Consider the following 25287-nt stretch of genomic DNA (forward strand, 5'->3'; position numbering starts at 1 on the left):
GAACGACTTCCGTGGGGTGGGATGGGGAGGGGGGGGGTGCGCTACGGCGAGTGCCTACCGGTAGTAGACGGCGAGCGGGTAGTCGCCGTCGTGGCGCACCTGGATGGGGGTGCCGAAGACCTGCTCGAGCGTCTCGGTGGTCATGAGCTCGCTCGGGCTGCCGGAGTGCGCGAGCTGGCCGTCGGTGAGGGCAACGATGTTGTCGGCGTAGGCGGCCGCGAAGTTGATGTCGTGGATGACGATGACGAACGTCTTCCCGAGCTCGTCGGCGGCGCGGCGCAGCTGGCCCATCATGGCGACGGCGTGCTTCATGTCGAGGTTGTTGAGGGGCTCGTCGAGGAGGATGTAGTCGGTGTCCTGGGCGAGCACCATGGCGACGTAGGCGCGCTGGCGCTGCCCGCCGGAGAGCTGGTCGAGGTAGCGGTCCTCGAGTGCCGCCAGGTCGAGGAACTCGATGGCCCGGTCGATGTGCACCTTGTCGTCGGCGGTGAGGCGCCCCTGCGAGTGGGGGAAGCGGCCGAAGCCGACGAGCTCGCGCACCGTGAGCCGGGTGACGAAGTGGTTCTCCTGGCGGAGGATCGAGACGACCTTCGCGAGGTCGCGGCTCCTGGCCTTCGTGACGTCGTGTCCGCCGACGGTGACGGTGCCGGTGCTCGCATCCGTCAGCCTGCCGACGATCGTGAGGAGCGTCGACTTGCCTGCGCCGTTCGGCCCGACGAGCGCCGTGATACCGCCAGCCGGGATGTCGAGGGTCACGGGGCCGAGCACGGTGGTCTTGCCGTAGGTCTTGGTGACGTTCGAGAGCGAGATCACAGAGCACCCTTTCGGAGGAGGTAGCCAGTCGGAGTCACAGTGCACCCTTTCGGAGCAGGTAGACAATGAAGAACAGGCCGCCGACGAACTCGATGATGATCGAGAGGGACCCGGCCGCGTAGAACACGTGGCGCAGCACGAAGTAGCCGCCGAGCAGCGTCAGCATGCCGAGCAGCATCGCGAACGGGATGACGTGCTTGTGCAGGGAGGAGCCCGTCAGCTGGTAGGCGAGGGTCGCGACGATGAACCCGAAGAACGTCATGGGGCCGACGAGGGTCGTCGAGATGGAGATGAGCACGGCCGTCAGGATGAGGAGCACCGTGACCTTGCGCTTGTAGGCGACGCCGAGGTTGACGGCGGTGTCGCGGCCGAGGGCGAGCACGTCGAGGGTGTTCCGGGTGCGCCAGATGAAGGCGAGCACGACCGCGATGATGAGCGCAGCCCACGGCAGGTACTCGGGGTTCGAGTTGCTGAGGTTGCCGAAGAGCTTCGCGGAGAGCACGTCGAACTCGCTCGGGGTGAGGAGGCGCTGCATGAAGGTGGAGAGCGAGCCGAAGCCCACCCCGAAGACGACGCCGATGAGCAGCATGATGTGCAGGTTGCCGCGCTTGCCGGAGAACAGCCACGTGTAGAGCAGCGTCGCGAAGCCCACCATGAGGAAGCTCTGCAGGAACACCTTGGGCAGGCCGTCGGTGGAGGCGAGGGCGGCGCCGCCGAGGAAGAACACGAGCGCGGTCTGGAAGACGACGTAGATCGCGTCGAACCCCATGATCGAGGGGGTGAGGATGCGGTTGCCGGTCGCGGTGTGGAACAGCACGGTCGCGACGGCCTGGCAGGCGGCGACGACGATGACGGTCGCGACGGTCACGACGCGCAGGTTCACGGCGAGCCAGAAGCCGCGGCTGCCGGGCTCCATGGCGATGTCGTAGGTGAGGACGCCGACGGCGGCGAGGATGACGAGGGCGCCGAGGATGCTGAAGCGCAGCCACAGTCGGGGAGCTTTCGCGGGGCGGCTGGCGTCGCTGACCTGGTCGCCGATGCGACGGGACGTGGATCTCGGGAAGCGGGGCACGGTCTCAGCCATTGCGGCGCATCCGGAGCAGGAGGGTGATGAAGACGGCGGCGCCGACCATGCCGAGGATCATGGAGACGGGCAGCTCGAAGGGCATGCGGATGACGCGGCCGATGATGTCGCAGACGATGATGATGCCGACGCCGAGCACGCACACCCAGGGCAGGTTCGATCTGAGGTTGTCGCCGCGCGCCATGGAGACGAGGTTCGGCACGATGAGCCCGAGGAAGGGCAGGAAGCCGACCACGACGGTGGTGACGCCGGTGGCGATGGCGACCAGGGCCGTGCCGATGAACATGACGAGGGTGTAGTTGAGCCCGAAGTTCGTGGCGATGTCCTTGCCGAGGCCCGCGACGGTGAAGCGGTCGGCGACGAAGTACGCGATGACGACGATGACGGCCACGATCCACAGCACCTCGTAGCGGCCGCGGACGACGCTCGTGAAGCTGCCCATGAACCAGGTGCCGAGCATCTGCAGGTAGTTCGTCTCGATGGCGAGCCAGGTCGTGAAGGCGGAGACGACGGCCCCCAGCATGATGCCGATAAGCGGCACGATGAGGGCGGAGCGGAGGGCGACGCGGCGCAGCACGGCGAGGAACACCATGGTGCCGATGAAGGCGGAGACGCTGGCCATGACCATGCGGGTCGTGAGGCCGGCCGCCGGGGCGACGATGTAGCTCACGAGCAGGCCGAGGGCCGACCACTCGGTGGTGCCGGTCGTCGTGGGCTCCACGAAGCGGTTCTGGGTGAGCAGCTGCAGGATGAGGCCGGAGACGCTCATCGCGCAGCCCGCGAGCACGAGCGAGACGGTGCGGGGGACCCTGGAGATCCAGATCATCTCGCCGCCGAACTCGTTGCCGGCGATGTCGTAGGCACCGACGAAGAGCGACAGGACGGCGAGACCGGCGACGGTGACGATGCCGATGGGGAGCGCCCCTCGCCGGTTGAGGAGCGGCACGTGCGGCTTCGGCGCGACTCGGGGCGCCGGCGCTGCTGGGGGTGGGGCTGTTGCTGTCATTCGCTCGCTGTCGTGGGTGACGTGCGGAGGGGTGCCGCGCGGCTGCCGCGGATTGCGCGGCTGTCGCGGATTGCGCGGCTGTCGCGGCGGGAGACCCCGGGGAGCCCGGGGCCGGTTCGTGCCCCGCCGCTCGGGTGCCGCGAGGGCACCGCGGGAGCGGCGGGGCACGAGAGCCCGGAGCGTGGCTAGCTGCTCGCGCCGGAGAACGCCGCTGCGACGTCCGTGTACAGGCCCGTGTAGGCCTGGATGCCCTCGTCGAGGTAGAAGGACGGGTCGAGGTAGACGATCTGGTTCTTCTGCACGGCTGGCACGTTCTGCAGGGCCTCGGCGCCGGCGATCAGCTCGGCTGCTGCCGTCGCGCCCTCTTCGCCGGTGCCGGCGTCGCGGTCGAGCACGATCATCCACTCGGGGTTGGCCTGGGCGATGGCCTCGACGCTGATGTCGTCGCCGTGGGAGGCGTCCTCAGCGGCCTGGTCGATGGCGGGGGTGAGGCCGATCGTGGGGAAGAGCTGGCCGACGCCGCGTCCCTCTCCGGGTGCCGCGTAGGCGATCTCGCCGCCTGAGGTGATGAGCCCGACGACCGTGTCGGTGCCGTTGTAGGCGCTCTTGGCGTCGGCGATGGCGGTGTCGAACGCGGCGACCGTCTCGGCAGCTTCCGCTTCCTTGTCGAAGATCTGGCCGAGGATCTCGACCTGGCGCTTCAGCTCGCTCGTGGCCTCTTCGCCGTCGCGGGGGTTGATCTCGATGGTCTTGGGCTGGATGCCCTTGAGGTCCTCGTAGTAGTCCTGGAAGCGGTAGCCGCCGATGATGAGGTCGGGCTCGGCTTCGATGACGGCCTCGAGGTCTGGCTCGCGGTGGAGGCCGACGTCGAGCACCTCGTCGCCGCCAGCGAGGTCGGGCCAGACGCTCTCCATGAGCGGCTTGGGGGCTGCGACGACGTTGATGCCCCAGTCGCTGAGGGTCTGGAACGTCGTGTTGTCGAGGGCGATCACGCGCTCGGGGTTGACGGGAACCTCGATCTCACCGTGGTTGTCGGTGATGGTGACGGTTCCGGATGCAGCGGCGGTCTCTTCGGGCGCGGCGCCGGTGGCCGCTGGGGCGCATCCGGCGAGGAGGAGCGCGGAGATGGCGAGCAGGCCGGCACCCTGGATGCGGGCGGCCGTGCGCCGCGTGGAAGTCGTGAGCGTTTCGGGCATGGCGGATCCTCGGTTCGGGGATGTGCTGTGCTGCGCGCACAGAGAGTGGAGCCGTTGCAGGGGCCGCACGGGCGCTTTGGGGGCGGACGGGCCAAGCCTGCGCGTCGCGCTGAACGTCCAACGCGACTCGGCTTTGAGTAAGGCGAGCCTATCTTAAGTTCGGGGACGTGGTCAGGGGTGGCAGACGGGGAGAAGTCCCCAGGGCGGGGAGATAATGGCGCAATGCCTTTTTCCCGACACGAGCTGATTCCTGGCTGGCGCGACCTCGTGACGATGGGGCCCTACCGACGTGACCACTGGGTGGCGCTGCGGGTTGCGCTGGCGATCGGCGCGCCACTGGTGCTCCTGTGGGCGACCGGATCCATGCAGCTGGCGATCTTCGCCGTGTTCGGCGCATTCACGAGCGTCTACGGTCGCGGGCTGGACGTCTTCGCTCGCCTCCGGCTGCAGTCGATCGCCGCGGGGGCGCTGCTCGTCTCCGTCGGGGTGGGTGCGCTCATTTCCTTGTCGCCCGAGCGCGGGCTGCTCGTGCTGCCCATCGCCGCCGCATGGGCGTTCCTCATGTCCCTCCTCGGCGACCGGGTGCGGTGGGCGCCTCCCGGCCCCATGTTCCAGATCTTCGCCCTCGCCGCGATCGCGGCGCTCGCGGTGGACGGGGCGGTGCTGCTGCGCGGTCTCGGCGTGGCCGTCGTGACGGCCGTGTGGTCGCTGCTCCTCGGCCTCGTGTTCGGCGCGGTCGGGGAGCTCGTGGACAGGGGCCGAGCGGCGCGCGCTGCTGGCGGCGGGGCCGGTGCTCCTGCTCAGGCTCCGGGGCCAGCTTTCTCGGGGCCAGCCGCAGCGGGAGCAACCGCCTCGGGGGCTTCCGCTACGGGTGCACCCGCCTCGGGGGCCTCCGCTGTGGGTTCGCTGTCGACGGGGTCGATCAGGTCGGTTCGTCCGGCGAGGTCGACGCCGGTGGGGCGTGCGTGGATGTTCGCGGTCGGCACGCTGGTGGCTGGGGCGATTCCGCTGCTGATCGGCATCGGGCATCCGTACTGGGCGATGGTGTCCGCGATCGCGGGACTGTCGGCGGCGACGGGGTTCCATCGGGTGCTGCGGGCGACGCATCGGCTCGTGGGGACGGTGCTCGGCCTCGGGGTGGCGGCCGTGCTGATGGCGTTCGAGCCGAGCGGCCTGGTCGTGGTGCTGCTGGTGATCGCCCTGCAAGGTGGGGTCGAGCTGTTCATCGTGCGCAACTACACGCTGGGGCTGCTGTTCCTGACGCCGCTTGTGCTGGTCATGGGGCGCCTCGCGGGGGATGTCTCGGCCGGCCAGCTGCTGCTCGAGCGGGGTGTGGAGACGCTCATCGGGGTGGCTGTCGCGGTGGCGATCGCGGTGGTTCTCGAGCGCCTGCCTGCCTCTTCCAAGTTATAAATCACCAGGGGGCTTGCCGCAAGGCCCCGTCGAGGCACCAGAATGAGCGATCGTGACATCTTCTGCTGAAGTCTTTGCCCTCCCGCCCCACCTTTCTTTCAAGTCCGACCCGGAACTGGTGGGTGCTGATGCTGAGCAGTTCGCTGCGGTCGCTGAGGCGCTGGCCCTGCAGAAGGGCGAGCTCGCGGCGCGGCTCGACGAGCTGCGGCTGACGGAGGGCGGCGCGGGGCAGCAGGCGCTTGATCGGGATACGGAGATCCATCGCCTGTCGCGGCAGCTGCGTGGCCTGGAGCGCTTCGGGGTCGATGCGTGCTTGGGGCGCATGACGCCGGCGGATGGTTCGCCCGACGTGTACGTCGGGCGGTTCGGTCTCGCCGACGAGGCCGGGCGTCGACTGCTCATCGACTGGCGTGTGCCGGCGGCTGAGCCCTTCTTCGCGGCGACGCACGCGAATCCGCTCGGCCTGGCGAGTCGCCGCCGGTACCGCTGGAACGTGGAGCGGGTCGTCGACTACTGGGATGAGGTGTTCGTGCCCGGAGATCTCGTCGGCCGTGTGGCGCTGGACGACCAGTCGTCGTTCATCGCGAGTCTCGGGTCGGCGAGGTCGGGGGAGATGCGCGACGTGCTCGGCACGATCCAGGCCGATCAGGACGCGATCATCCGCGCCCCTTCGCGGGGCGCGCTGGTCGTGGATGGCGGGCCCGGCACCGGCAAGACGGTTGTGGCGCTGCACCGCACGGCGTTCCTGCTGTACTCGGACCCCCGCTTCAAGCAGGGGCGCGGCGGGGTGCTGTTCGTGGGCCCGAGCCGCCCGTACCTGAACTATGTGGCGAACGTGCTGCCGAGCCTCGGCGAGGACAGCGTGCAGCTGTGCACGCTCCGCGACCTGCTCCCGGAGGGGGCCGACGCGCGGGAGGAGACGGATGCATCCGTCGCCAGGCTGAAGTCGTCGCTCGACCTGGTGCGGGCCGTGGGCAAGGCGGTGCGGTACCACCAGCGTCCACCGCGGGCGCCGTTCTCGGTGACGACGACGGACTCGCAGGAGCTGACCCTGGATGCCCGCGACTGGGCGGAGGCGTTCGTGGCGTACGAGCCCGGGCTCACGCACAACGAGGCTCGTGAGCAGGTGTGGGAGGAGGTGCTGCGGCTCCTCGTCGACAAGCGCTCGCCGCAGGCTTCCGAGCATGCGGTGCGGGCGTCGCTGGTGCGTGATGAGCGGTTGCGGGCCGCGTTCGCGAAGGCGTGGCCGCTGCTCGACCCGGCTTCCGTGATCGCCGACCTCTGGTCGGTGCCGGCGTACCTGCAGTGGTGCGCCCCTGAGCTGAGCGCCGAACAGGTTCGGGCGCTGCAGCGGGCGGATGCTCGCTCGTGGACCGTCTCGGATCTCCCGCTCATCGACGCGGCGAGGCGACTCACGGGCGACCCGAACGAGTTCCGGCAGCGGGCCCGGCGGGCCGAGGCACTGGTGTCGCAGCAGGAGAACATGTCGCACGTGGTCGACAACCTCATCGAGGGCGACGACGACGGCGAGGGTGTCGTCACGATGCTCCGGGTCGAGGATGCGCAGCACTCGCTCATCGACGAGGATTCCCTGCCCCCGGTCGACTTCGACGAGCTGGCTGGCCCCTTCGCGCACGTGGTGATCGACGAGGCGCAGGAGCTCACCGATGCCGAGTGGGCGATGCTGCTTGCGCGGTGCCCCTCGCGCAGCTTCACGGTCGTCGGCGACCGGGCGCAGGCGAGACACGGCTTCCGCGAGACGTGGGAGGAGCGTCTGCGAGGCATCGGCCTGCCGAAGGTCGAGGTGGCGCAGCTCACGATCAACTACCGCACGCCGGAGGAGGTCATGGCTGAAGCTGCGCCCGTCATCCTGGCGGCGCTGCCGGATGCCAACGTTCCGGTGTCGGTGCGCAGCAGCGGGCTGCCCGTCGTGCACGGATCGGTCGCTGACCTCCAGCAGGTGCTGGATGCGTGGCTGGACGAGAACCTCGAGGGAATCGCCTGCGTCATCACGGCCGTCGGGAGCGAGAACGGTGGCGGTGATGGCCCGAGCGAAGTCGAGTTCGACAACCGAGGCCGGGTGCGCTCGCTCACTCCGGAGACGGCGAAGGGCCTCGAGTTCGACCTGGTCGTGCTCGTGGATCCCGAGCAGTTCGGGACCGGGATCGAGGGTGCCGTCGACCGGTACGTCGCCATGACCCGGGCCACGCAGCGCCTCGTGGTGCTGACCACCGACTGACTCGGCGGACCGTGTCGCCGCGGCGGTTGCTGCGGCCGCCACGGTTCGTGTGACCTCTGTCGACAGCCTCGGAGGGGGTGTCAGCATCGGTCACGCTGCCACGGCGAAGTACTCGGCCTTGTCGAAATGGCGCACGCCCTCGCGCGACGCGAGGAGCTGCGCGCGCACGGAGAGCTCGCGCACCTCGCACGCGATGCCGAGCGCGGCTGCCCACAGCCGCTCGTCTGGCGTGGAGTCGCCAGGGCCTGGCCGCTCCCACGTGAGGATGATGCTCGCGGCCCGCAGCTCGGCGACCATCTCGGCGATGGCGCCCGCGATCTTCTCGAGGTGCGGATTCGTCGGCCTGTTCGGGTAGGCCTCGATCGGCATGAGCACTGGGAGGGCGAGGTCGTCGGCGTCGAGGAACATGAGCCAGAGCTGGCGCCGATAGGCCTCTCCGACGAGGCCGGTCACGTGACGGAGCACCTCCTCGTCGGTGATGATGGGCTCGGTCATCGGGGCTGGGATCGCTGTCATGCGACGAGTGTGCGCGCGACGAACGGGCCGTTACCGCGCTGCCCTCGCGCCTGTGGAAGGGATGCGTCCACAGGCCGCGCGTCTGCGGAGTCGCCTCTCGCCCGCACGGTCCATGCGAGAGCATCTGTTACGCCCGTCTGGCTGGGCTCTTGGCAGCGGAGCCGCGCCGTGTGAAGCTGGCGGGGTGACGACTTCCCCCGCCGGCAACCAGGTTTCGCGCCGCCTGCTGCATGGGCCGCGCGATCCCGGCGACGCGTGGGTGTACTCCGAGACCGGACAGCGCTACTGGGGCAGGTTCGGTGCCGCAGGGCTTGTGGCCGTCGACCCGCAGCGCGGCATCCTGCTCCAGCATCGCGCCGAGTGGAGCCATCACGGCGGCACGTGGGGCATCCCGGGCGGGGCGCTGCACGAGGGCGAATCCCCGGCCGTCGGCGCCCTCCGCGAGGCCGCAGAGGAAGCGGGTGTGCCGTGCGGCTCCGTCTCGCCGCTCTTCACGAGCGTGCTGGAGCTGGGCTTCTGGCGGTACACGACGCTCGTCGCTCGCGTCGTCGAGCCGTTCGATCCCGTCATCGCCGACGCGGAGAGCCTCGAGCTGCGCTGGGTTCCCATCGACGAGGTGGACACGCTGCCGCTGCACCACGGCTTCGCAGCCTCCTGGCCTGCGCTGCGGGCCGCCCTCGAGGTGCGTCCGGCGGTTGTCGTCGACGCGGCGAACGTGGTCGGCTCGGTCCCCGACGGTTGGTGGCGGGACCGTGCGGGCGCAGCTGAGCGGCTGCTGTCGAAGGTCGAGGCCTTCGCTCGAGCCGGAGCGGCCTCGCCTGTGTCGTCCGGATCCACGTCGGTGACGTCCGGCGTCTCGGCCGAAGATCTGGGGCTGGGTGGCACGAGCTGGTTCCCGGAGTTCGCGGTTGTCGTCGAGGGCGCCGCGCGGGAGATCCGCGGCCCGTCGGACGACGAGGCACAGCACGCCCAGGTTCGAGTGGTGCGCGCGAGTGCGTCAGGGGACGACGCGATCGTCGATGAGGCACGTCGCCGGGTCGATGGGGGCGAGACCGTGACGGTCGCCACGAGCGATCGCGAGCTCAGCGAACGCGTCGCGGCCGTCGGCGCGACCGTGAAGGGTGTCGGCTGGCTGCGCGAGCTGATCGGCTACGGCGCTCGCCGCTAGAGCACACGCCTTTCGTCTCGCTCCCAGGCGCCGCGCCGGGAGTGCACGGCGGGCATCCGGGAGACACGAGGGGGATTCGGAGGCCCCGTGCGTACGTTCGCCGGGTCCCGTCAGCGGGAGCGCCCGACGACGGGCGCGACGACGCGCACGATCTGATCCCCCGAGGAGCAACACATGACCGACCACACGACGCACGACGGCCACGGAACCCACTCGAACGCTTCGCATGCCGACGAGGTTGCGAAGATCGCGAAGCTCGTCAAGGGGTTCCGCTTCGCCATGCTCACGACGATCGAGGGCTCGGGGTCGCTGGTCGCGCATCCGCTCACGATTCAGGAGGCGGAGTTCGACGGCGACCTGTGGTTCCTCATCCAGAAGGACTCGACGACGGTCCGCAACCTCGCAGCGGATGCTCGCGCCGGGGTCTCACTGAGCTCGAACGACTCGTGGGTCTCGCTCTCCGGGACGGCGGGGATCGTGGATGCGCCGGAGAAGCTGCGCGAGCTCTGGAACCCTGCGGCCGAGGCGTGGTTCCCTGACGGACCCGAGGACCCGAACGTGGGCGTCCTGAAGTTCACGGCGAGCGGTGGCGAGTACTGGGACACCCCGGGCGGCCGCATCGCGACGGTCTTCAGCTTCATCAAGTCGAAGGTCTCCGGAGAGCCCATCGAGGGTGACAGCGGCAAGGTCGAGCTGTAACAGGCACGCGGGCGGCTCGGAGCCGGACTCCTCTGACGCCCTCGACCATGAGCACCACGCGGTGCGCTTCATGGTCGGGGGCGTTTTCTCATGCTGCGGCGACTCGATCGCCTCTGGCACGCGAGAGTGTCAACATCCACGCCGCATTCAGTTAGATCGTTTAGCTTCTTTGCATGTCCTCCGATCTTCTCCGCCGTCTGTTCGTGACCGTCTCCGGAATCCTCTGCGTCGTCGGGACCCTCTACGGGGTGGGTCTCTTCGGCGGCACTGAGGTCAATCAGTCGTCGAGCGGCAACCTCTCCGCCGACGCAACGCTCATCGCCCCGGCCGGCACGGCCTTCTCGATCTGGTCGGTCATCTACCTCGGCCTGTTCGCCTACGTCGTCTGGCAGTGGCTGCCGAAGCAGGCCACGTCGGCCAAGGCTCGCTCCACGGGCTGGCTGGCCGCGCTGTCGATGCTCCTGAACGCCGGATGGCTCCTTGTCACCCAGTTCGGCCTGATCTGGGTGAGCGTCGTCGTCATCGTCGCGCTGCTCGCCGTGTGCATCTCGCTGGTGAGCCGCATCGCCGCGCGCCCTGCCGAGAACTGGGGCGAGCGCCTCGCGGTCGACACGACCTTCGGCCTCTACCTCGGCTGGGTGTCGGTTGCGACCCTCGCGAACCTCGGGGCGGCCATCGTCTCGACCGGGGTGGCTGCGGAGAGCACGCTCGGCGAGATCTCGACCACCGCGGCCCTCGTCGCCGTCCTCGGACTCGCGACGTTCTACGTGTGGCGCTGGAAGAACCTCGCCGTGTCGGCGGCCATCATCTGGGGTGTCGCCTGGGTTGGATTCGGGCGGCTCGCGGATGCACCCGAGTCGACGCTCGTCGGCGTCGTCGCCCTCGCGGTCGCGATCCTCATCGCCGTCACGGGTGTGCTCGCCAAGTCGATCGACTCGCGCAACGCGAGCAACCAGCAGGCCGCCCTGGCCTAGGTCCCTGCCTCGAATGGCCCAGTCACCGCTCCCGAGGTGGCTGGGCCATTCTGCATGCCATGTGCTGCGCTCCCGGGGGACACGATGTCGCTAGCATTCGAGTATGGAAGCTACCGATGGAGCCCTTCTTCAAGACGAGACGTGTGCTGCAGCCCGCGGCGAGCGCTGGATGCGAGTCTCACGATGAGGGTCGCGCTCCACTCGGAGATCAAGCCGGGATCGATCGAGGGGTACCGCGCCAGCCACGCCGTCGTGCCTGACGAGCTCATGGCCGCGTTCGACCGGGTCGGTATCCGTAGCTGGACGATCTTCCGCTCCGGGCATCGGCTCTTCCACGACGTGATCTGCGACGACTGGGATGCGGCCATCGCCGCGCTCGACGTCGATCCGGCGAATGCGCGCTGGCAGGAGGACATCGGACGCTTCGTCGAGCTGTATCGAAACTCCGATGGTGAGGAGGGCTTCTCCCCGCTCGAGCTCGTGTGGGATCTCGATGCGCAGAAGCGCGGCGGCTGACGGGTGGAAAGCGCCGGTTCTCGCATCCGTTCTCGGCGTTTCCAACTTGCTCCCGGAACGATCATGGGCTTAGACTCGAATCCTTGGGGGATGCGTTCTTGAGACGCCTTGTCTGGTGCAATTCCAGAGTCCTCCACCAATCTTTTCTGGTGAGTTTTCCTCTCACTGGATCTAGGCTCTGGCCATGAGCGGTATCGAAGGCGATTCCCCAACTGCCGGGCCATCCCTTGAGCGCGGTCTCAGCAACCGACACATTCAGCTGATCGCTATCGGCGGTGCGATCGGAACGGGACTCTTCCTGGGTTCCGGCATCGGCATCCATAAGGCTGGCCCGTCGATTCTGCTCGTGTATGTCGTCGTCGGGGCGATGCTGTTCGTGATGATGCGGGCGATGGGGGAGCTGCTGCTCTCGAATCTCGGCTATCGCACCTTCCAGGACTTCGCCGCCGACTATCTCGGTGAATGGGCGCGCTTCTTCATCGGCTGGACGTATTGGCTGTGTCTCATCTCGATCGCGACGGCCGACATGGTGGGCGTGCAGACGTATGCGAGGTTCTGGTGGCCGGATCTTCCCGGTTGGGTGCCGATGGTCATCGCGGTCGCGTTTGTGCTGGCGTTGAATCTCATCGCCGTGAAGGCGTTCGGAGAGGCCGAGTTCTGGTTCGCGCTCATCAAGGTGGTCACGATTCTCGGGCTGATCGTGGTCGGCATCTTCCTCATCGCGACGGCGTTCACGGCTCCGAACGGGGATACGGCGAGCGTCACGCATCTGTGGGACGACGGCGGCTTCTTCCCGAACGGTCTCATCGGGTTCCTTGGCGGCTTCCAGATCGCGATCTTCGCGTTCGCGGGTATCGAGCTCGTCGGCACGACGGCGGCCGAGGCGAAGGATCCTGAGAAGAACCTGCCGAAGGCGATCAACCAGGTGCCGATGCGCATCCTCTTCTTCTATGTGCTCGCGCTCGGCGTCATCATGTGCGTGACGCCGTGGAGCGAGATCGACCCGAGCGAGAGCCCATTCGTGGCGCTCTTCCTGCTCATCGGTCTCGGTGGGGCGGCGGCCCTCATCAACGCCGTGGTGATGACGTCGGCGGTGTCAGCCGCGAACAGCGGCTTCTTCTCCTCGAGTCGCATGGCCTACGGCCTCGCGACGAGGAGGCAGGCTCCCGCGATGTTCGGGAAGCTGACACGGACAGCCGTGCCTGGCCGTGCCCTGCTGCTGTCGTGTGGGGTCGTGCTGCTGGGCGGATCGCTCGGGTTGATCTTCGACGACGCGTTCCAGCTCGTCACAGCTGTTTCGTCGATTCTCTTCATCTTCGTGTGGTCGATGATCCTCGCGTCGTACCTCGTGTACCGGCGCCGCCGTCCCGAGCTGCATGCCGCATCCGCCTACCGGCTGCGTTTCGGGGTGCCGCTCTCGTGGGTGGTGCTCGGGTTCTTCGTCTTCATGCTCGTGGTGCTCGGCATGTTCGACGACACTCGGGGGCCGCTGCTGTTGACCCCGGTGTGGTTCGTCGTTCTCGGCATCGCGTGGACGCTCGTGAGGCGTCGGGTGGGGCGCGTTGCGGAAGCGCGTGACGCTGTAGGGGCGGCCCGCCCCTAGCTGTCGCTCGTGAGCGTGGTGGCCGAGGGCTGGCGGGAGCTCGTTCAGGTGCCGGTGGAGAGTCCGAGTATGGGGTAGAGCACGTCGAAGCCCTCGGTGAGGCCGCCGCTGACGGCGTCGCCGCCGTGGTCGGCGCCCTGCACGAGGAACAGGGTTGTGGCGATGCCGACTGCCTCGGCCGCTTGCGAGACGGCCGTTGCCGCCGCGGCGAACGTGGGGTCTTCGCTGCCAGCGGTGAAGATCGCGGTCATACCGGAGTAGCTGCCGGCGGGGGCAGCCTTCATGATGTTGATGGGCTTGGAGGCTTCGAAAGCGGTCGCGTCACCGCCGTAGATGTCGGCGGTCGCAGCATCGGCGCCCTCGGAACCGGGGAACTCCTCGCCCGAGACGCTGATGACGTTCTTGAAGAGGTCGGGGTGCTTGGCGCCGTATTTCGCGGCGCATCCGCCGCCGTTCGAGTAGCCGGCGATGGTCCAGTACTTGGGGTCTTTGATGACGTTGAGGTTCGTGTTCGCCCAGTTGACGACGTCCGTCGTGATGTAGGTCTCGGCGTTCCCGTATTTTGCGGAGTCGGCGCAGGCCGGGTCCTGGACGCCGGCGGCGCCGAGTTGGTCGGCGATGATGACGATCGGCGCGAGGCCGTTGTTCTTGGCGGCGAACTCGTCGAGCACGTCGCTGATGATCGTGCCGTCGGGGTTTCCCGGGTACCCCATCATCATGATGACCACGGGGAGGGCGGGGGCGTTGTCGACCAGAGCCGCCGGGGGCAGGTAGATGCCCGCGTCTCGCGCCACGAAGCCGGATTCGGTCCCGGGGATGGGGGCCGAGCCCCGCTCGCCGACGGAGGGCATGTTGCTTGGCGCCTGCCAGGTTGCCGCGAGGGGCTGCGCGGGTGCGGCCCGGTTGTCTGGGTTGGAGTCCGGGAGCGAGATCTGCGCTTCTTCGACGTCGCCGAAGACGGAGCCGAGGGTGGGGTTGAGGCCGTAGAACGCGTTGATGCCGGTTGCCCCCGCGAGGAGGTAGGCGAGGATGGCGACGCTCGCGACGACCTTGCGCCACGGCTTCGCGTCCGGGAAGGAGGCGATGGCGAGGCCGACGCCCGCGAACATGGCGGTCGTCCACACGCCCACCATGAGGGGCAGGTTCACGCCGAAGAGGTCGAGCAGGTTGCCGGCGAAGTAGGTGCCCATGCCGAGAAGCGCTCCCGCGACGGCGCCGATGGAGGCGCGCACGAACCACTTCGGGTCGGGGTCCCGCACGAGCAGCGTGATCGTGAGGGCGACCGCGACGAGGTAGATGATCCACATCGCGGGCGAGTCGACGATGGGCAGCTCGAGAATGGCGCTCATGCGCGCGCGGGGAACGACATCTGGTGCTCCTTCGTACGAAGCGCTACGGGGATTCTGGTGAATCTCGGGTGCCGGTGGACTCAACTTCTCACACGGGGTGAGAGAAAGCTACACGCGAAGGCGGAGCGAATTGCTGGGTGGCGATGGGTGGATGTGGGGCTGAGATCACGCACAAGCGCTCGGCCGGGACCGCGGGTCGCCGCGGAGGCTTCCGAGTCGGCGGCATCGGCGCTACGTTTCGAGGGTGAGCACTCCAGGAGAGGTCGACGAGCCCGCCGACGAGCGCCAGCGCGACGTGCCGCTCGGCGTCGTCATGGTGGGCATGGCGGCGGTCGCCTGGTGGCCGGCGTTCACGCTCGGAGCGTGGGGAGAGGTGTTCTTCGACGACATCCTCGGGTTCTGGGCGGCATCGACAGCCGCGTTCGTGTTCGTGCTGCTCGAACGGCGGAGGGTGTGGGGCAGGCTGTGGCGCGCGGGGCTGCTGCTCGTGCCGACGATGTGGCTGGTCCTCAACTTCCTCGTCGACGACGACTCGGGCAACCTCGGTGTCGCCTTCGTGGACCTCGCCGCGATCCTCGTCGTGCTCGTGTGCGTGCCCTTCACCCTCTGGGTGCTGCTGCGCATCGTGTGGCCCGACCTCGTCGACCGCACCTCACGGCATCGGCGCTGGCTGATCGTCGCCGTGGTCGGCGGCATCGTCGTGGTGGCCTACGTGCTCGGCCTCAACCAGGCGCACTTCCTCACCTGCGACGATTTCGCCATCAGCGGGAACTCGCAGCCGCCGGGGTGCGTGCAGGGGAGCTAGGCAGCATCGACCTAGATCCCTCACGAGGGCAGGAATGGACCTGCTCGTCAGGCGCATCTGTTCCCGAGGCGACGCGGGGGTGGTACGTGCGTTACCTCTCGTTCGGTGGAATCGCACCGGGAGTGGAGTGAGGTCATTTCCGCAGTATCGCGAATAGAGTTGGTGACGCCGATCGAGGACGACTCGGCGCACCCCGCACTGACTCAACATGTTCTGGTGCCGATGACCTTGGAGTGTTCGATGACCGAGCTCGAATCCGCAGACAGCAGCAACGATGATCAAGGGATCGAAGTGGTCAGCGACGGCACCGGAGTCGCGTTCATCGGTGACCCTGCGGTCCTTGATCGCCTTCTGGCCCAGGCAGGCTTGACCGCACGTGATCTCAACTTGCCGCGCCTGAGTTCCGCCAGCAACATCGGTGGTGCTGCATTCCAAGCAGTGAGCGCGATCGCCGAGTCATCCGGACGCTGGGTGAAAATCACCGAGGAATCCGCACGGAAGATGCAGCAGATGAGCCTCATGAAGGGATCGGCGCCGGGCCTCAAACGCGCAGTGCTCACTGATAAAGGGAGAATCACGGGCCTTATCGAGATCGTGAGGACACCCGCATCGTTCCTCTCGAACCCTGCCGTGCTCACGAGCGCGGGTGCCTTGATGACGCAGATGGCAGTCCAGCAGGCCATGGATGACATCCAGGACTACCTTGCCGAGATCGATCAGAAAATCGACGACATCATCCGCGCACAAAAAGATGATGTCTTCGCCGACCTGATCGGTGTAGAGATGGTCATACGAGAAGCCATGACAATTCGGGAATCGACTGGCCGTGTCTCTGAAACGACGTGGTCGAAGGTGCAGGGTGGCGCATTCACAGTGGCGCGCACGCAGGCCTATGCCCTGCGTCAGTTGGCCGGGCTCGCAGAGAAGCTCGAGACGCAGAGTGTGAACGACATGGAGAAGACCCTCAAGGGCGTCGAGGTCAGAGCTCGGGAATGGCTGGCGGTTCTCGCCCACAGTGTCCAGGTGAACGACGCGCTCGCCCTTCTGGAAATTGATCACGCGCTGGAGAGTTCAGTTGCGGACCTCGAAAGTCACCGTGTGGGAGTGCTTACTGCTCGTCGGGACCGACTGATCCACATCTCGCAAACCACTACCGTGCTCTTGCAACGAATGCAGATCACAGCCGACATGGCCAATGGCAGAGTACTTCTCAATCCGTTTGCCGCGGTGAACGTCGTCCGTTTGAGCAGCGGAGTTGCAGGAGCTGTCGCGGATTTCCATGACCGGCTTGAGATTGAGGACGATGAGCGTTCGCTTGAAGCGAGGCGGTGGTTGGATGCTGCCATCGATGTTCGCGACACCGGAATCGAACTCGTTGGCGATCGACTTGGAGAAGCGAAGCGCTTCGGGACCCAAGGGGTCGATAGAGCTAGAAATGCCGCGGGCCACGCCGCCTTGCGATTTGCGAACCGTGCTCTTCGGCGGACTCAGGCCGAGGGTGACAGCATTGAGTGATTTTCAACGGACGACTAGCGTTTTTGGGATTGCAGAGGTGCATTCATTTTTGGCGCCAGACGCCTAGTATTCGCCACATGACTCCGTCGGGGTCTTCATGCTCCCAGAATCGGCGCACTCGCCAGCCAGCGCACCCAGGGCGAGGTTCGTAGTTTGATCGCGTTCTCCGTTGCGCGGGTGCTTAGGCCCCCAGTAGGCTGCGTTGCTCCTCGGCGAGACCGCGTGCAACGGGCAACTGTGCCAGGAACATCCGTTAATGAGGACGGCGATCCTCCGACGCGTGAAACCAATATCTTGATGCGTGCGCAGGCTCGTTGAGGGAGGGCAATCAACTCGATATCGCGGTCCAGCCGCGTGGAGCAATAGTCGGACCCCTGGCTCCGGCTTTGTGTCGCGCCGCTTGTTTCCAGGCATCGTTCGGCGAGAAGCGTCACTGCTCGCTCATGAATCCAACTCCGGTGTACTAATTGCTTTAACCTGCAGCCACCGTGGTGTCGAAGCGCGGCATCGGGTTGACTATGTCCCGAGTGCTGGCGTCCAGATGAGCGAAGAGCGCTGAGTGGCCGCCGTGATTCGGGTTAATGACACTCAGGGGTCTTCCCGTTGTCGATCCGGCTTGAGCCTGTGGCATCGTTCAGATCTGGTCGGTTCTAGTTCTCACGTTCGTTGGTGGAGTTCGACCGGGGCTGTCCGCGAAGCGGGGTCTTTAGCCGTCCATGCTGTAAAGATCACGCCGGCGACGTCATCCGGGTTCTCGTGCTCCCAGAATCGCAACACTAGCCAGCCCGTCTCCCTGAGGTGCGAGTTAGTCGCTTGATCACGCTCCTGGTTTCGTTGCAGCTTCGGCCCCCAGTAGTCGACGTTGCTCTTGGGCATGACAGCGTGTAACGGGCATCCGTGCCAGAAACAGCCGTCCACAAACACGGCTACTCGACGCCGTGTGAAGACGATGTCCGCCCGAGTCCGGGATGTCGCATCGAGCCGGAAGTCGACACGGTACCTGAGCCCGAGCGCGTGGAGCCGACGACGTATCTCGAGCTCCGGCTTGGTATCTCGACGCTTGTTGCCGATCATCGTGCGCCGCGTGGCGGCGCTTGTGGCCCAGGAACTCAAGAGAGATGGTTTCAGATCAGCCGGCGGCGTGCGCGAACTCGACGCTGGGTCGTTCTCGCAGGGCCTCTCGCGCACTCGAGTCCAGATGGGCGAAGAGCACCTCGAGGTGCTCGGCATCTTCACCGCCGACGGCCACGATCCCGGAGATCTGGACGAGGTGCCGCATCAGGATGCGCGCGTATTCGCGGCGCTGGCCCCCAGTCAGCCGGGAGCTCACGATCGCGTTCGCCGCCGCGCGCGCGACTGGTGACCGCTCCAGAGTTATCTTCCGTTCCATGAGCGCAACATAGTCATCTTCAGTGAGTCGACCTGACTCGACGAGATCGGGCCCCAACGACTGCCAGCGCTTCCAGAGACGTTGGAATACGTGACGGCGACTCCCGCCGTCGAACCTGCCTGCCCGCACACTGCGAGACGGCTCGAAGCGCGCCGAAGCCAGATCTCGGAGCAGCACGAGGGTGATGAAGTCCCAGACCTGCGGGTGGCCCATCTGTCCTCGAGAATCACGCGTCGAGTCATAGATCACACGGCCGATGGCGAGGTCGAAGAGCTGTCCACGTTCGATCTCCGAGGTCGTCTGGACACGTTCGGCTGCCTCGAGACATCGCGTTCGAAATTCGATTAGCTCACCGATCGTGACCCGACGACCTCCAGTCGCGGGGAATGCACTCGAATCATCATAGGCATCCTGGAGTGCCTGTAAGGCGAAGACCACATCTCCAGGAGAATCCGCTTCCTCGAGCTCGAGGCGCAGAATAGCTCGACGGCTGGGAGTGAGTCTGGGAAACAGCACCTGTCCGGTCATGATCTTCCCTTCAGCACGCCCGCGGCCGATGCGATCCTGAATTCGACGGTCTCGGGTCTTGACCGCATCAGGTGAATAGCCTCAGCCAGGTTCACACGGAGATAGGTGCCAGCCGCGCGCTTGCCGGCGGCAGCGATGGAGTCCGGGTGTTCCTCGGCCACGGCATCAGGACTTCTGACTTCCGGAGCCATATCCCAGAGTCTCCTCGAGGTGTTCAGCAGAGTACGGGCTATGGAAGCAGAGAGCTCTGCTTCCACGTGGGGCTTTGGCTTCCCATTCATGAGCTCCCGGATCAGCGGGTAGTCCTCATTGAGGTACAGCCGTATCGAGTTGGAGAACGAGTCCGAGAGATCTGTCGCGGTGACCTTGATATCCCACGGCGCATCAGGCAGGTGCGCGGCGCTGAATGAACGCGCCGAGGTCGGAAAGCCTGAGAGATCCGAATCGAGCTCCAGCTCGAGCGCGCGGGCCTCACCGAGGATGCGTCTACTTGTCCATTCGGGTGCACTACCTTCGGCCGCGGCGGGCAGGAGAACTTGAGCCCTCAGAGTCAGCTTCTGGCTGATGTCCGATCCGGAGAGCGACAAGCTTCCAGCTGCGGTCAACGACGTCGGGGAGGCGATGAAGGGGGTCTCCGCTGTGTGGGTGAATGCGGTCTCGGCGCAACTCGCGCTCAGAAGGAGAACGGGGTCACTGCCTCGCGTCCGCAGCATCGCCTCACCCGGGATCGACACCGACAGACTGAACTCCATGGCAGAGTTCGCGTCCCAAGAATCGGTGAACTCTGCGGGGCTCACCTCGTGGCTGTCCACGACGAGCTTCCACACTGACCAAGAAAGGGCAGCAGGCTGGAGTCGGGGATACGGGTACAAGAGAGTGCGGCTCATGCCTGCTCCAGAGTATCGAGAACTACCTCAAGTGCTACAGCTGTCCGTGTACGCACGTGCAGTTCGATCGAGGAGTTCGATGGGACCGAATGCTCGAAAGCTGTGCTCACGGACTCTGCGCCGAGGTTCCAGGACAATCGGGCCTCGTCCTCGAGCAACTCCATTCTGCCGTCCGGCGTGCGCGCGAAGAGGGTGGCCCTGACCTGCACGTTGGTGTTTTCCAGTGCGCTGACGAGCACGGAAAGCGTGTGACCGAGGCCGTCGATGTCCGGCAGAGACGCAGTAACTTCGGCACGAACCTTGGGTTGCCGCCTGGCTGCGCCCGACTTGCTTCTGGGCGTGGTGACGGCTCCAACCTTGTCCTGCTCAGAGGACTCCGGTCCCAGAGGCACGAACGATCTCAGGGCAGTGGCCACTCGTCGCACACTCCGTTCCTCTTTGGCATTGATCGCCCTGGTCTCCTCGAGGAAGTTGCGAGCCTTGCGTCGGATCTGAGCCAGCGACTTGCTCACGACGTAGGTGGCCACTTCGTTCTCGGCTGCGTTCGGCGTCCACGCGTCGTGCGTTGAGGGCTCAGAGGAGGCGAAGTGCTTGTCGCATTCGGGTGTGGGCTTGAACACCGCGTGCCAGCTGAGTCCGGGCTCATCGAAGGGGAGGATCTCGTCGTAGTAGACGACCAGCTCCGCTTGTGAGCGCATCAGGCAGAGTGTGTTCGAGGGGCTGATCAGGCCGGAACGAGGGACCGGGTCTGCAAGACTTAGGCTGAGGTGAACGTGGCCGGCGACGTTGTCCGCACGGCCGCCGAAGAACTCCGAATCGTCCTGCTTCTGCGATCTAGACGGACGGAGCTGGATCGCGAACGTCTCCTCGCGAACGATATGACTCGGGCGAGGCGTCTGCGTCGTGGTTGCTAGTGGCGCCTGCGCATCTCGAACCTGCATGAGCGCGTCGCCGAAACGTGAGTAGCGTTCCCTTATCTGCAGGCCAAGCTCGCGATCGCGATCCTGACTGAAGACCTGCACCGACATTGGCGCCTGGCCATTTGAATCTGGAGTGACCTTGGGCCAGGCATGAATCCCGACTGCTCTCTCGATCTGCGCAGTCAGACGGTCGGCGAGATCGCTGTTGCGGACGGCAACCCGTCGACTGGCCTCGTCCGTCTGGCCGGAGTCGACGGTGATGACCGGATCGATGATGAGAATCGATGTGCCGAGCTCACCCGCGTCGAACGGCGTCTGGAACAGCGCCTGGCCGAGCTCATCGGCTCTCGATCCCGTGAGCGGGATCACGTCTGCGTCATCGGGGTCACCCCACCAATGGGCCCCGGTGTACCTGGCTCCCCCCTCGGCATATGGGTCGTGCAGGACCGACGCGATCAGCCGATGCTCTGGGTCTCCATCGGCCCCGATGCAGACTGACCAGTAGACAACGGCATGCGCCCCCGAAACCTCGAACGCCGCCGTCTTGCCGAAGCCGTAGGTCCCGCCGGAGCCAGGTGTCGACTTGGTAGTCCCTATGTCGAACACGAATGAGTTGAAATTGTTGGGTTCGCCGGGCGCCGATTCTACCGATGCGCGAATCGGGCCATCGAGGCCCGTGGTTCCACGATCGAAGATCTCGAGCACGTGGGAACCTGCGGCGGTTAGGTTGCGTCGCAGCCCCTCGAGCGACTCCGGGAGGTCGGTGAAGACGTTGTTCAGCAGGAGGTACTTGAGCTTGGCATCGGATTCGCGAACGCGCACACCGTAAGTCGGACGCAAGTCGTCACGCCGTGCGTCCCAGGAATTCTGCAACGTCTCCCGGATCAGCAGCTCGACTCGCGTCAGATCAGAATTCGTCTTAAGTAGCTTCCCGCGCCCGCCGCTGGTCTGGTCTCCGGCACGCCTGGGCTTGGAGAACCGTCGAAGCGAGGGGTGTGTGATCATGATCCGCTGCCTCCGGTCGCATCCAGCGCGGCGAAGTCGAAACTCGAGTCAGCTTCGCCAAGCGCAGAGAGCACGAGGTCATATGAGACATTGGCGAGAGCCATCATGACTTCTTCGCTCAGCTGCCTCGAGCTGAGCACCGGCGAGTTCTCGTCGATCCTCCAGAATCTCCATGTCCGCAACTCGAAAGAGATCTTCTCGGACACCGGCATCTTGTAGACATACCCCTGGTCGGCCAGCTTGTCGGCGAACAGCTCCGAGTCGACCCCGGTGGTCAGAACGCGTTCGATGACATCATCGATCGACTCGCCAGCTCCTGTGACAGCGACCTCGGCTACGGCGAGTGTAAGGGGTGCCGGTGAACAGGGGAGCAGCTGTTGCAGACCGTGGACGCCTACGGCGGCCCTTGACTGCATTCCAGTGGTCTTGACTTCCACGCACCCAGTTGCACCGCTGAAATCATGGGAATCGTGCTTCTGCCGTTGCCAATCGTGCAGACTCGAAGCGCCGAGTTCTGCCACTGCACGTTCGAGGAACAGGAGTTCACCGTAGATCCCTGCCATCGCGTGCGTCGAGAGCTCTCGGCCGGCCACCTGCAGCAGACGACGCCAACGGGCGGCCGATGCCACGATCAGCTGCGGGACGTCCGTCTGCAGCGTCAGCTCGCTGATCAGGTCCTCGATGAACGTCGTGAAGATCGCAGCGAGAGAACGATCGAGACAGGCGACCTTGATGGCAGTGTAGTGAGCACCGTCGGCGTTGAGTCCGATGTTCACAGTCGAGACCAGCATCAGCTGGCTCACTGCGAACGAGACATCGGGCCTACCTGAAACCTGGAAGTAGGCGACGGCCACGTCGTTGCTATCCAACCCCAACCAGACGGCACGTCCTGAAGGCGTCCCGGCTACGGGAGCGACGCGAGCTTCATCGATGCGAAGGACGTCGCCTAGGAGCCGTGCCTGACGAAAGGTCTCCTCTGCTCGCATCAGACGACACCTGTGAAGTTCTTCTCCGTGTCGGGTGTCGGGAGCTCGTCCACGTCCTCGTCCGCTTGGAAGTGCGGGGTGACGGCTAGGAACGTTCCCTTGGAGGTCAGCTCCTGGCGACTGTCGATCGGTGCGACCAGCGCCACCCCGACGATGGGCTGGTCGCTGAACTTCGCATCGGGGTTGACCCTCCTGAGCGCCTCTTGCATCTCTACTCGGCTCCTTGTCGTCGGAGTGGATCGGGGACTCAGCGGGTAGAGGATCAAGAGGCCATTCCCGTCGCCATCGTTGACCGCCGCCCGCATCGCCTTCTGAGATGTGCGGTCTCTCCTCGAGTACTTCGAACGCTCGGAATCGGGACCCGTGTCGAGGAGTTTGAGATCGAGCAGCATGTCGTCACCGCTCATGAGTGCACGGATGTTGATGTGTTTTCCCTTGACAGCGTCCTCATCAGGGCTGATTGGGGCTCGTCGGACCGAGGAGACCGTGAAGCCTGCCGCCTCGAATTGTCCGTGTTCGCTGCCACTTGCAAGGACCACGTTCCAGGGCTTCTCGGGGAGCTTGGTCGCCGACCAGGCCACTGCAGCAGCGAAGGAGTCGCCGAAATGGCTGTGAACCGAGAAGTCCTGGAAGAACCTCTCCACTTCTTCGACAGGAACCCCCGTGAATACCCGAGATTCCCCGGCGTCTGCGCGCTGACCTTGGGCGACCCGGTCACTGATGCGCTCGAGCAGGCCTCGAGCCGCCTGTCGATTGGATTCGAGCGCCTCCTCAGATCCAACATCGAAGACGTAGGTCTGCATCGGGTATCCCTCGAAATCGACTTCGACTTCGTGCGCGTGCTTCATCTTGTTCGGATTCGTGATCTGCAGGCGACCCGGGTGCTGACGCACCCGAACAGCGATCTGCGATGGCGCCTGCCCCGAGCGAATCAGCCTGTCGATGTCCTGGCGCAACTCATACTCGACCTGCGCAAGGAATCGGTAGTCCTCATCGAGACCGCTACTGAGCCAGATCCTCTGCAGATCCTCATAGCCGCTCCTATATCCGAACCAGCGCCCCATTTGCAGGAGCGTGTCGTAGGCATTCGAGGAACGCGTGAAAAACGAGACGAACAGTCCTTCCAGCGTGAGCCCACGTGAAAGGGTGCCCCCGCCGATCACGATGACGGTCTGCGGGTCCTCATCCCGATAATCAAGGCGCTCACTCGCATCTGCCTGGCCGTTGTCGACGGAGACACGGAGATTGCGCATCACGCTGAGGATCTCCTGCTCCACACGCGGCCACGTCGCTTCCTGAGCATTGCCGGTCAGCAGTTCCGGAGCACGGTCTATCTCCTCGTGGAACGTCGTATAGAACTCCCGGACGTCTCCGTCGCGGGCACGCGCTCGCCGCGGTTCCAGGAAGTTGACCACTGCATCGCGGAGGTCGAAGTGCGGGTCTACGTTGTGCGTCGTATGGATGAGCATTGTCGAGTGCTTCTCATGCTGACCACGCACGCGTCGGACGGCGGCGGCCACGATGAACCACCGGATGGCGTCGGCCAGTGCTGGTGTCACTCCGGCGTCGAATACCGCATCCCTTCCAGCTGGACGAAGCGCATCGAGCTCGGCGTCGGGAATGTAGCGGAGTACGTCGTGAGCTTCGACTTCCACGGCCGCCAAGTCGGCGTCAAGCCCGAAGAGCCGTGCCGCTCCGAAGTACGCATCAGGAGTGGGCATCACGTGGATGAAGTTGCTCGGGTAGAGCTCAGCAGCTTCCGCGCTCGGATTCATGAAGACGTTTGCGAACGGGGTCGCCGTGTAGCCGATGTAGGTTCCGTTCACGACCTCGGCCCAGAGCTCACGCATGAGCCTGCTGATGGTCGATGCTTCCTCCTTGCCTTTCGGAGAGGAGTCGGGCGTCGCCTGATCGGATTCATCGTCGATGATCAGGATCGGAGTCCTACGGACCACGTCCGAGTCGAGGGCGCGCAGGAACTCCAGAAGATTCTCGAGTCGATTCTTATTTTTCTTCACAACTGCGAGAATTCGTGCGTTGTTCGAAATGATGCTGCTCGCGTTTCGCTTCGCTGTGGTCCCGAAGTCGGCTTCCGGCGACGTGAGCCCGTGCCAGGCGCTGGGGTTGTCAGACACCCCGAGATCACGCTCGAGGCGAATCTGGGTCTGGCGGCGGAGATTGTTGTGAATGCCAGATAGCACGATCACGAGCTTGTAGTTCTGATCCAGGGCCTTGGCGATCACACCCGAGTAGTTGGCGGTCTTGCCAGACTGGACGTTTCCGACGACGAGTCCAAGCCGCCGATCATGTTCGACGCGAGGCTCGGCCATCGCGGCGACGATGGCCTCCGTCGAACCGTCCACGGCCTCGACTGCCCCCTTCGGGCCATTCGAACGCATCCGATCTGCAAGCTCCTGCCAGAGGCCGTTCTTCAACGGGCCCGCGTACCAGCGCTGCTGCAACATGTCCAGCTTCTGGGAGATCGAGGTCTCGTGCAATTTGGTTGCAGAGGACACGCTTGCGTAGTGATTGCTCTCGACTTGCTGGAGTGCTTCGTCAAGGCCGTCCAGTGCCTGGCCTTCGAAGAAGAGCTTGGTCTGTCTTAAGGCATCGTCGAATGATGCGTCGAGTTGAAACTTCTGGACCATGGTCTCAACGAGAAATCGAGTGTCCAA

22 protein-coding genes are annotated in these 25287 nt (G+C 65.6%); 9 read left to right on the forward strand and 13 right to left on the reverse strand.

Annotated elements, in window-relative coordinates; all coding sequences use genetic code 11:
* Nucleotides 1-54: 54 nt before the first annotated feature.
* The 4 genes from C5B99_RS06855 to C5B99_RS06870 form a co-directional block, all read right to left on the reverse strand.
* Complete coding sequence (locus tag C5B99_RS06855; protein ID WP_104241037.1) at nucleotides 55-813, reverse strand: ABC transporter ATP-binding protein; 759 nt, start codon at nucleotides 811-813, stop codon at nucleotides 55-57.
* A 34-nt stretch (nucleotides 814-847) separates the two neighbouring features.
* Nucleotides 848-1897 (reverse strand): iron chelate uptake ABC transporter family permease subunit, encoded by a 1050-nt coding sequence (locus C5B99_RS06860; RefSeq protein WP_104241038.1) that lies wholly within the window; start codon nucleotides 1895-1897, stop codon nucleotides 848-850.
* Nucleotides 1890-2903 (reverse strand): ABC transporter permease, encoded by a 1014-nt coding sequence (locus tag C5B99_RS06865; RefSeq protein WP_104241039.1) that lies wholly within the window; start codon nucleotides 2901-2903, stop codon nucleotides 1890-1892. The genes C5B99_RS06860 and C5B99_RS06865 overlap by 8 nt, the downstream gene beginning before the upstream one ends.
* A gap of 185 nt (nucleotides 2904-3088) precedes the next feature.
* Nucleotides 3089-4099, reverse strand: coding sequence for a siderophore ABC transporter substrate-binding protein (locus C5B99_RS06870; protein WP_104241040.1), 1011 nt, complete (start codon nucleotides 4097-4099; stop codon nucleotides 3089-3091).
* 222 nt (nucleotides 4100-4321) lie between these two features.
* Between C5B99_RS06870 and C5B99_RS06875 the strand changes: the two genes are divergently transcribed.
* A complete protein-coding gene (locus C5B99_RS06875) occupies nucleotides 4322-5512 on the forward strand; it encodes an FUSC family protein (RefSeq protein ID WP_104241041.1) in 1191 nt (396 codons plus the stop codon).
* Between the two features lie 49 nt (nucleotides 5513-5561).
* Complete coding sequence (gene helR / locus C5B99_RS06880) at nucleotides 5562-7751, forward strand: RNA polymerase recycling motor ATPase HelR (protein ID WP_104241042.1); 2190 nt, start codon at nucleotides 5562-5564, stop codon at nucleotides 7749-7751.
* 90 nt (nucleotides 7752-7841) lie between these two features.
* Here helR and C5B99_RS06885 read toward each other — a convergent pair whose 3' ends face one another.
* The gene (locus tag C5B99_RS06885) at nucleotides 7842-8267 is read right to left on the reverse strand and encodes a hypothetical protein (protein ID WP_146081955.1); all 426 of its coding nucleotides are present in this window, start codon (nucleotides 8265-8267) and stop codon (nucleotides 7842-7844) included.
* Between the two features lie 184 nt (nucleotides 8268-8451).
* Between C5B99_RS06885 and C5B99_RS06890 the strand changes: the two genes are divergently transcribed.
* The 5 genes from C5B99_RS06890 (at nucleotide 8452) to C5B99_RS06910 (ending at nucleotide 13227) form a co-directional block, all read left to right on the forward strand.
* Nucleotides 8452-9435, forward strand: coding sequence for an NUDIX domain-containing protein (locus C5B99_RS06890; protein ID WP_258063103.1), 984 nt, complete (start codon nucleotides 8452-8454; stop codon nucleotides 9433-9435).
* Nucleotides 9436-9609: 174 nt separating this feature from the next.
* A complete protein-coding gene (locus C5B99_RS06895) occupies nucleotides 9610-10134 on the forward strand; it encodes a pyridoxamine 5'-phosphate oxidase family protein (protein WP_104241045.1) in 525 nt (174 codons plus the stop codon).
* Between the two features lie 173 nt (nucleotides 10135-10307).
* Nucleotides 10308-11108, forward strand: coding sequence for a tryptophan-rich sensory protein (locus tag C5B99_RS06900; protein ID WP_104241046.1), 801 nt, complete (start codon nucleotides 10308-10310; stop codon nucleotides 11106-11108).
* A 183-nt stretch (nucleotides 11109-11291) separates the two neighbouring features.
* A complete protein-coding gene (locus tag C5B99_RS06905) occupies nucleotides 11292-11624 on the forward strand; it encodes an L-rhamnose mutarotase (RefSeq protein ID WP_104241047.1) in 333 nt (110 codons plus the stop codon).
* Nucleotides 11625-11808: 184 nt separating this feature from the next.
* A complete protein-coding gene (locus C5B99_RS06910; protein WP_104241048.1) occupies nucleotides 11809-13227 on the forward strand; it encodes an amino acid permease in 1419 nt (472 codons plus the stop codon).
* A 44-nt stretch (nucleotides 13228-13271) separates the two neighbouring features.
* Here C5B99_RS06910 and C5B99_RS06915 read toward each other — a convergent pair whose 3' ends face one another.
* On the reverse strand, nucleotides 13272-14576 hold the full coding sequence (locus tag C5B99_RS06915) for an esterase family protein (RefSeq protein WP_104241049.1): 1305 nt from the start codon (nucleotides 14574-14576) through the stop codon (nucleotides 13272-13274).
* Nucleotides 14577-14820: 244 nt separating this feature from the next.
* On the opposite strand from C5B99_RS06915, the gene C5B99_RS06920 reads away from it, so the two are divergent.
* Complete coding sequence (locus C5B99_RS06920; protein WP_258063104.1) at nucleotides 14821-15381, forward strand: hypothetical protein; 561 nt, start codon at nucleotides 14821-14823, stop codon at nucleotides 15379-15381.
* Nucleotides 15382-15621: 240 nt separating this feature from the next.
* On the forward strand, nucleotides 15622-16896 hold the full coding sequence (locus C5B99_RS06925; protein WP_146081956.1) for a hypothetical protein: 1275 nt from the start codon (nucleotides 15622-15624) through the stop codon (nucleotides 16894-16896).
* A 63-nt stretch (nucleotides 16897-16959) separates the two neighbouring features.
* On the opposite strand, the gene C5B99_RS06930 is transcribed toward C5B99_RS06925, so the two are convergent.
* The 7 genes from C5B99_RS06930 to C5B99_RS06960 form a co-directional block, all read right to left on the reverse strand.
* Nucleotides 16960-17310 (reverse strand): very short patch repair endonuclease, encoded by a 351-nt coding sequence (locus C5B99_RS06930; protein WP_258063105.1) that lies wholly within the window; start codon nucleotides 17308-17310, stop codon nucleotides 16960-16962.
* Between the two features lie 243 nt (nucleotides 17311-17553).
* The gene (locus C5B99_RS06935; protein ID WP_104241051.1) at nucleotides 17554-18126 is read right to left on the reverse strand and encodes a very short patch repair endonuclease; all 573 of its coding nucleotides are present in this window, start codon (nucleotides 18124-18126) and stop codon (nucleotides 17554-17556) included.
* Nucleotides 18026-18814 (reverse strand): hypothetical protein, encoded by a 789-nt coding sequence (locus C5B99_RS06940; protein WP_146081957.1) that lies wholly within the window; start codon nucleotides 18812-18814, stop codon nucleotides 18026-18028. Before C5B99_RS06940 ends, C5B99_RS06935 begins: the two co-directional genes overlap by 101 nt.
* The gene (locus C5B99_RS06945; RefSeq protein ID WP_104241053.1) at nucleotides 18811-19701 is read right to left on the reverse strand and encodes a hypothetical protein; all 891 of its coding nucleotides are present in this window, start codon (nucleotides 19699-19701) and stop codon (nucleotides 18811-18813) included. The genes C5B99_RS06940 and C5B99_RS06945 overlap by 4 nt, the downstream gene beginning before the upstream one ends.
* Complete coding sequence (locus tag C5B99_RS06950) at nucleotides 19698-21626, reverse strand: hypothetical protein (RefSeq protein WP_104241054.1); 1929 nt, start codon at nucleotides 21624-21626, stop codon at nucleotides 19698-19700. The genes C5B99_RS06945 and C5B99_RS06950 overlap by 4 nt, the downstream gene beginning before the upstream one ends.
* A complete protein-coding gene (locus C5B99_RS06955; protein ID WP_104241055.1) occupies nucleotides 21623-22612 on the reverse strand; it encodes a PD-(D/E)XK motif protein in 990 nt (329 codons plus the stop codon). The genes C5B99_RS06950 and C5B99_RS06955 overlap by 4 nt, the downstream gene beginning before the upstream one ends.
* A complete protein-coding gene (locus C5B99_RS06960; RefSeq protein WP_104241056.1) occupies nucleotides 22612-25287 on the reverse strand; it encodes a Z1 domain-containing protein in 2676 nt (891 codons plus the stop codon). Before C5B99_RS06960 ends, C5B99_RS06955 begins: the two co-directional genes overlap by 1 nt.

Origin of the sequence: Pseudoclavibacter sp. Z016, from assembly GCF_002931215.1 — a bacterium.
GTDB lineage: Bacteria > Actinomycetota > Actinomycetes > Actinomycetales > Microbacteriaceae > Pseudoclavibacter.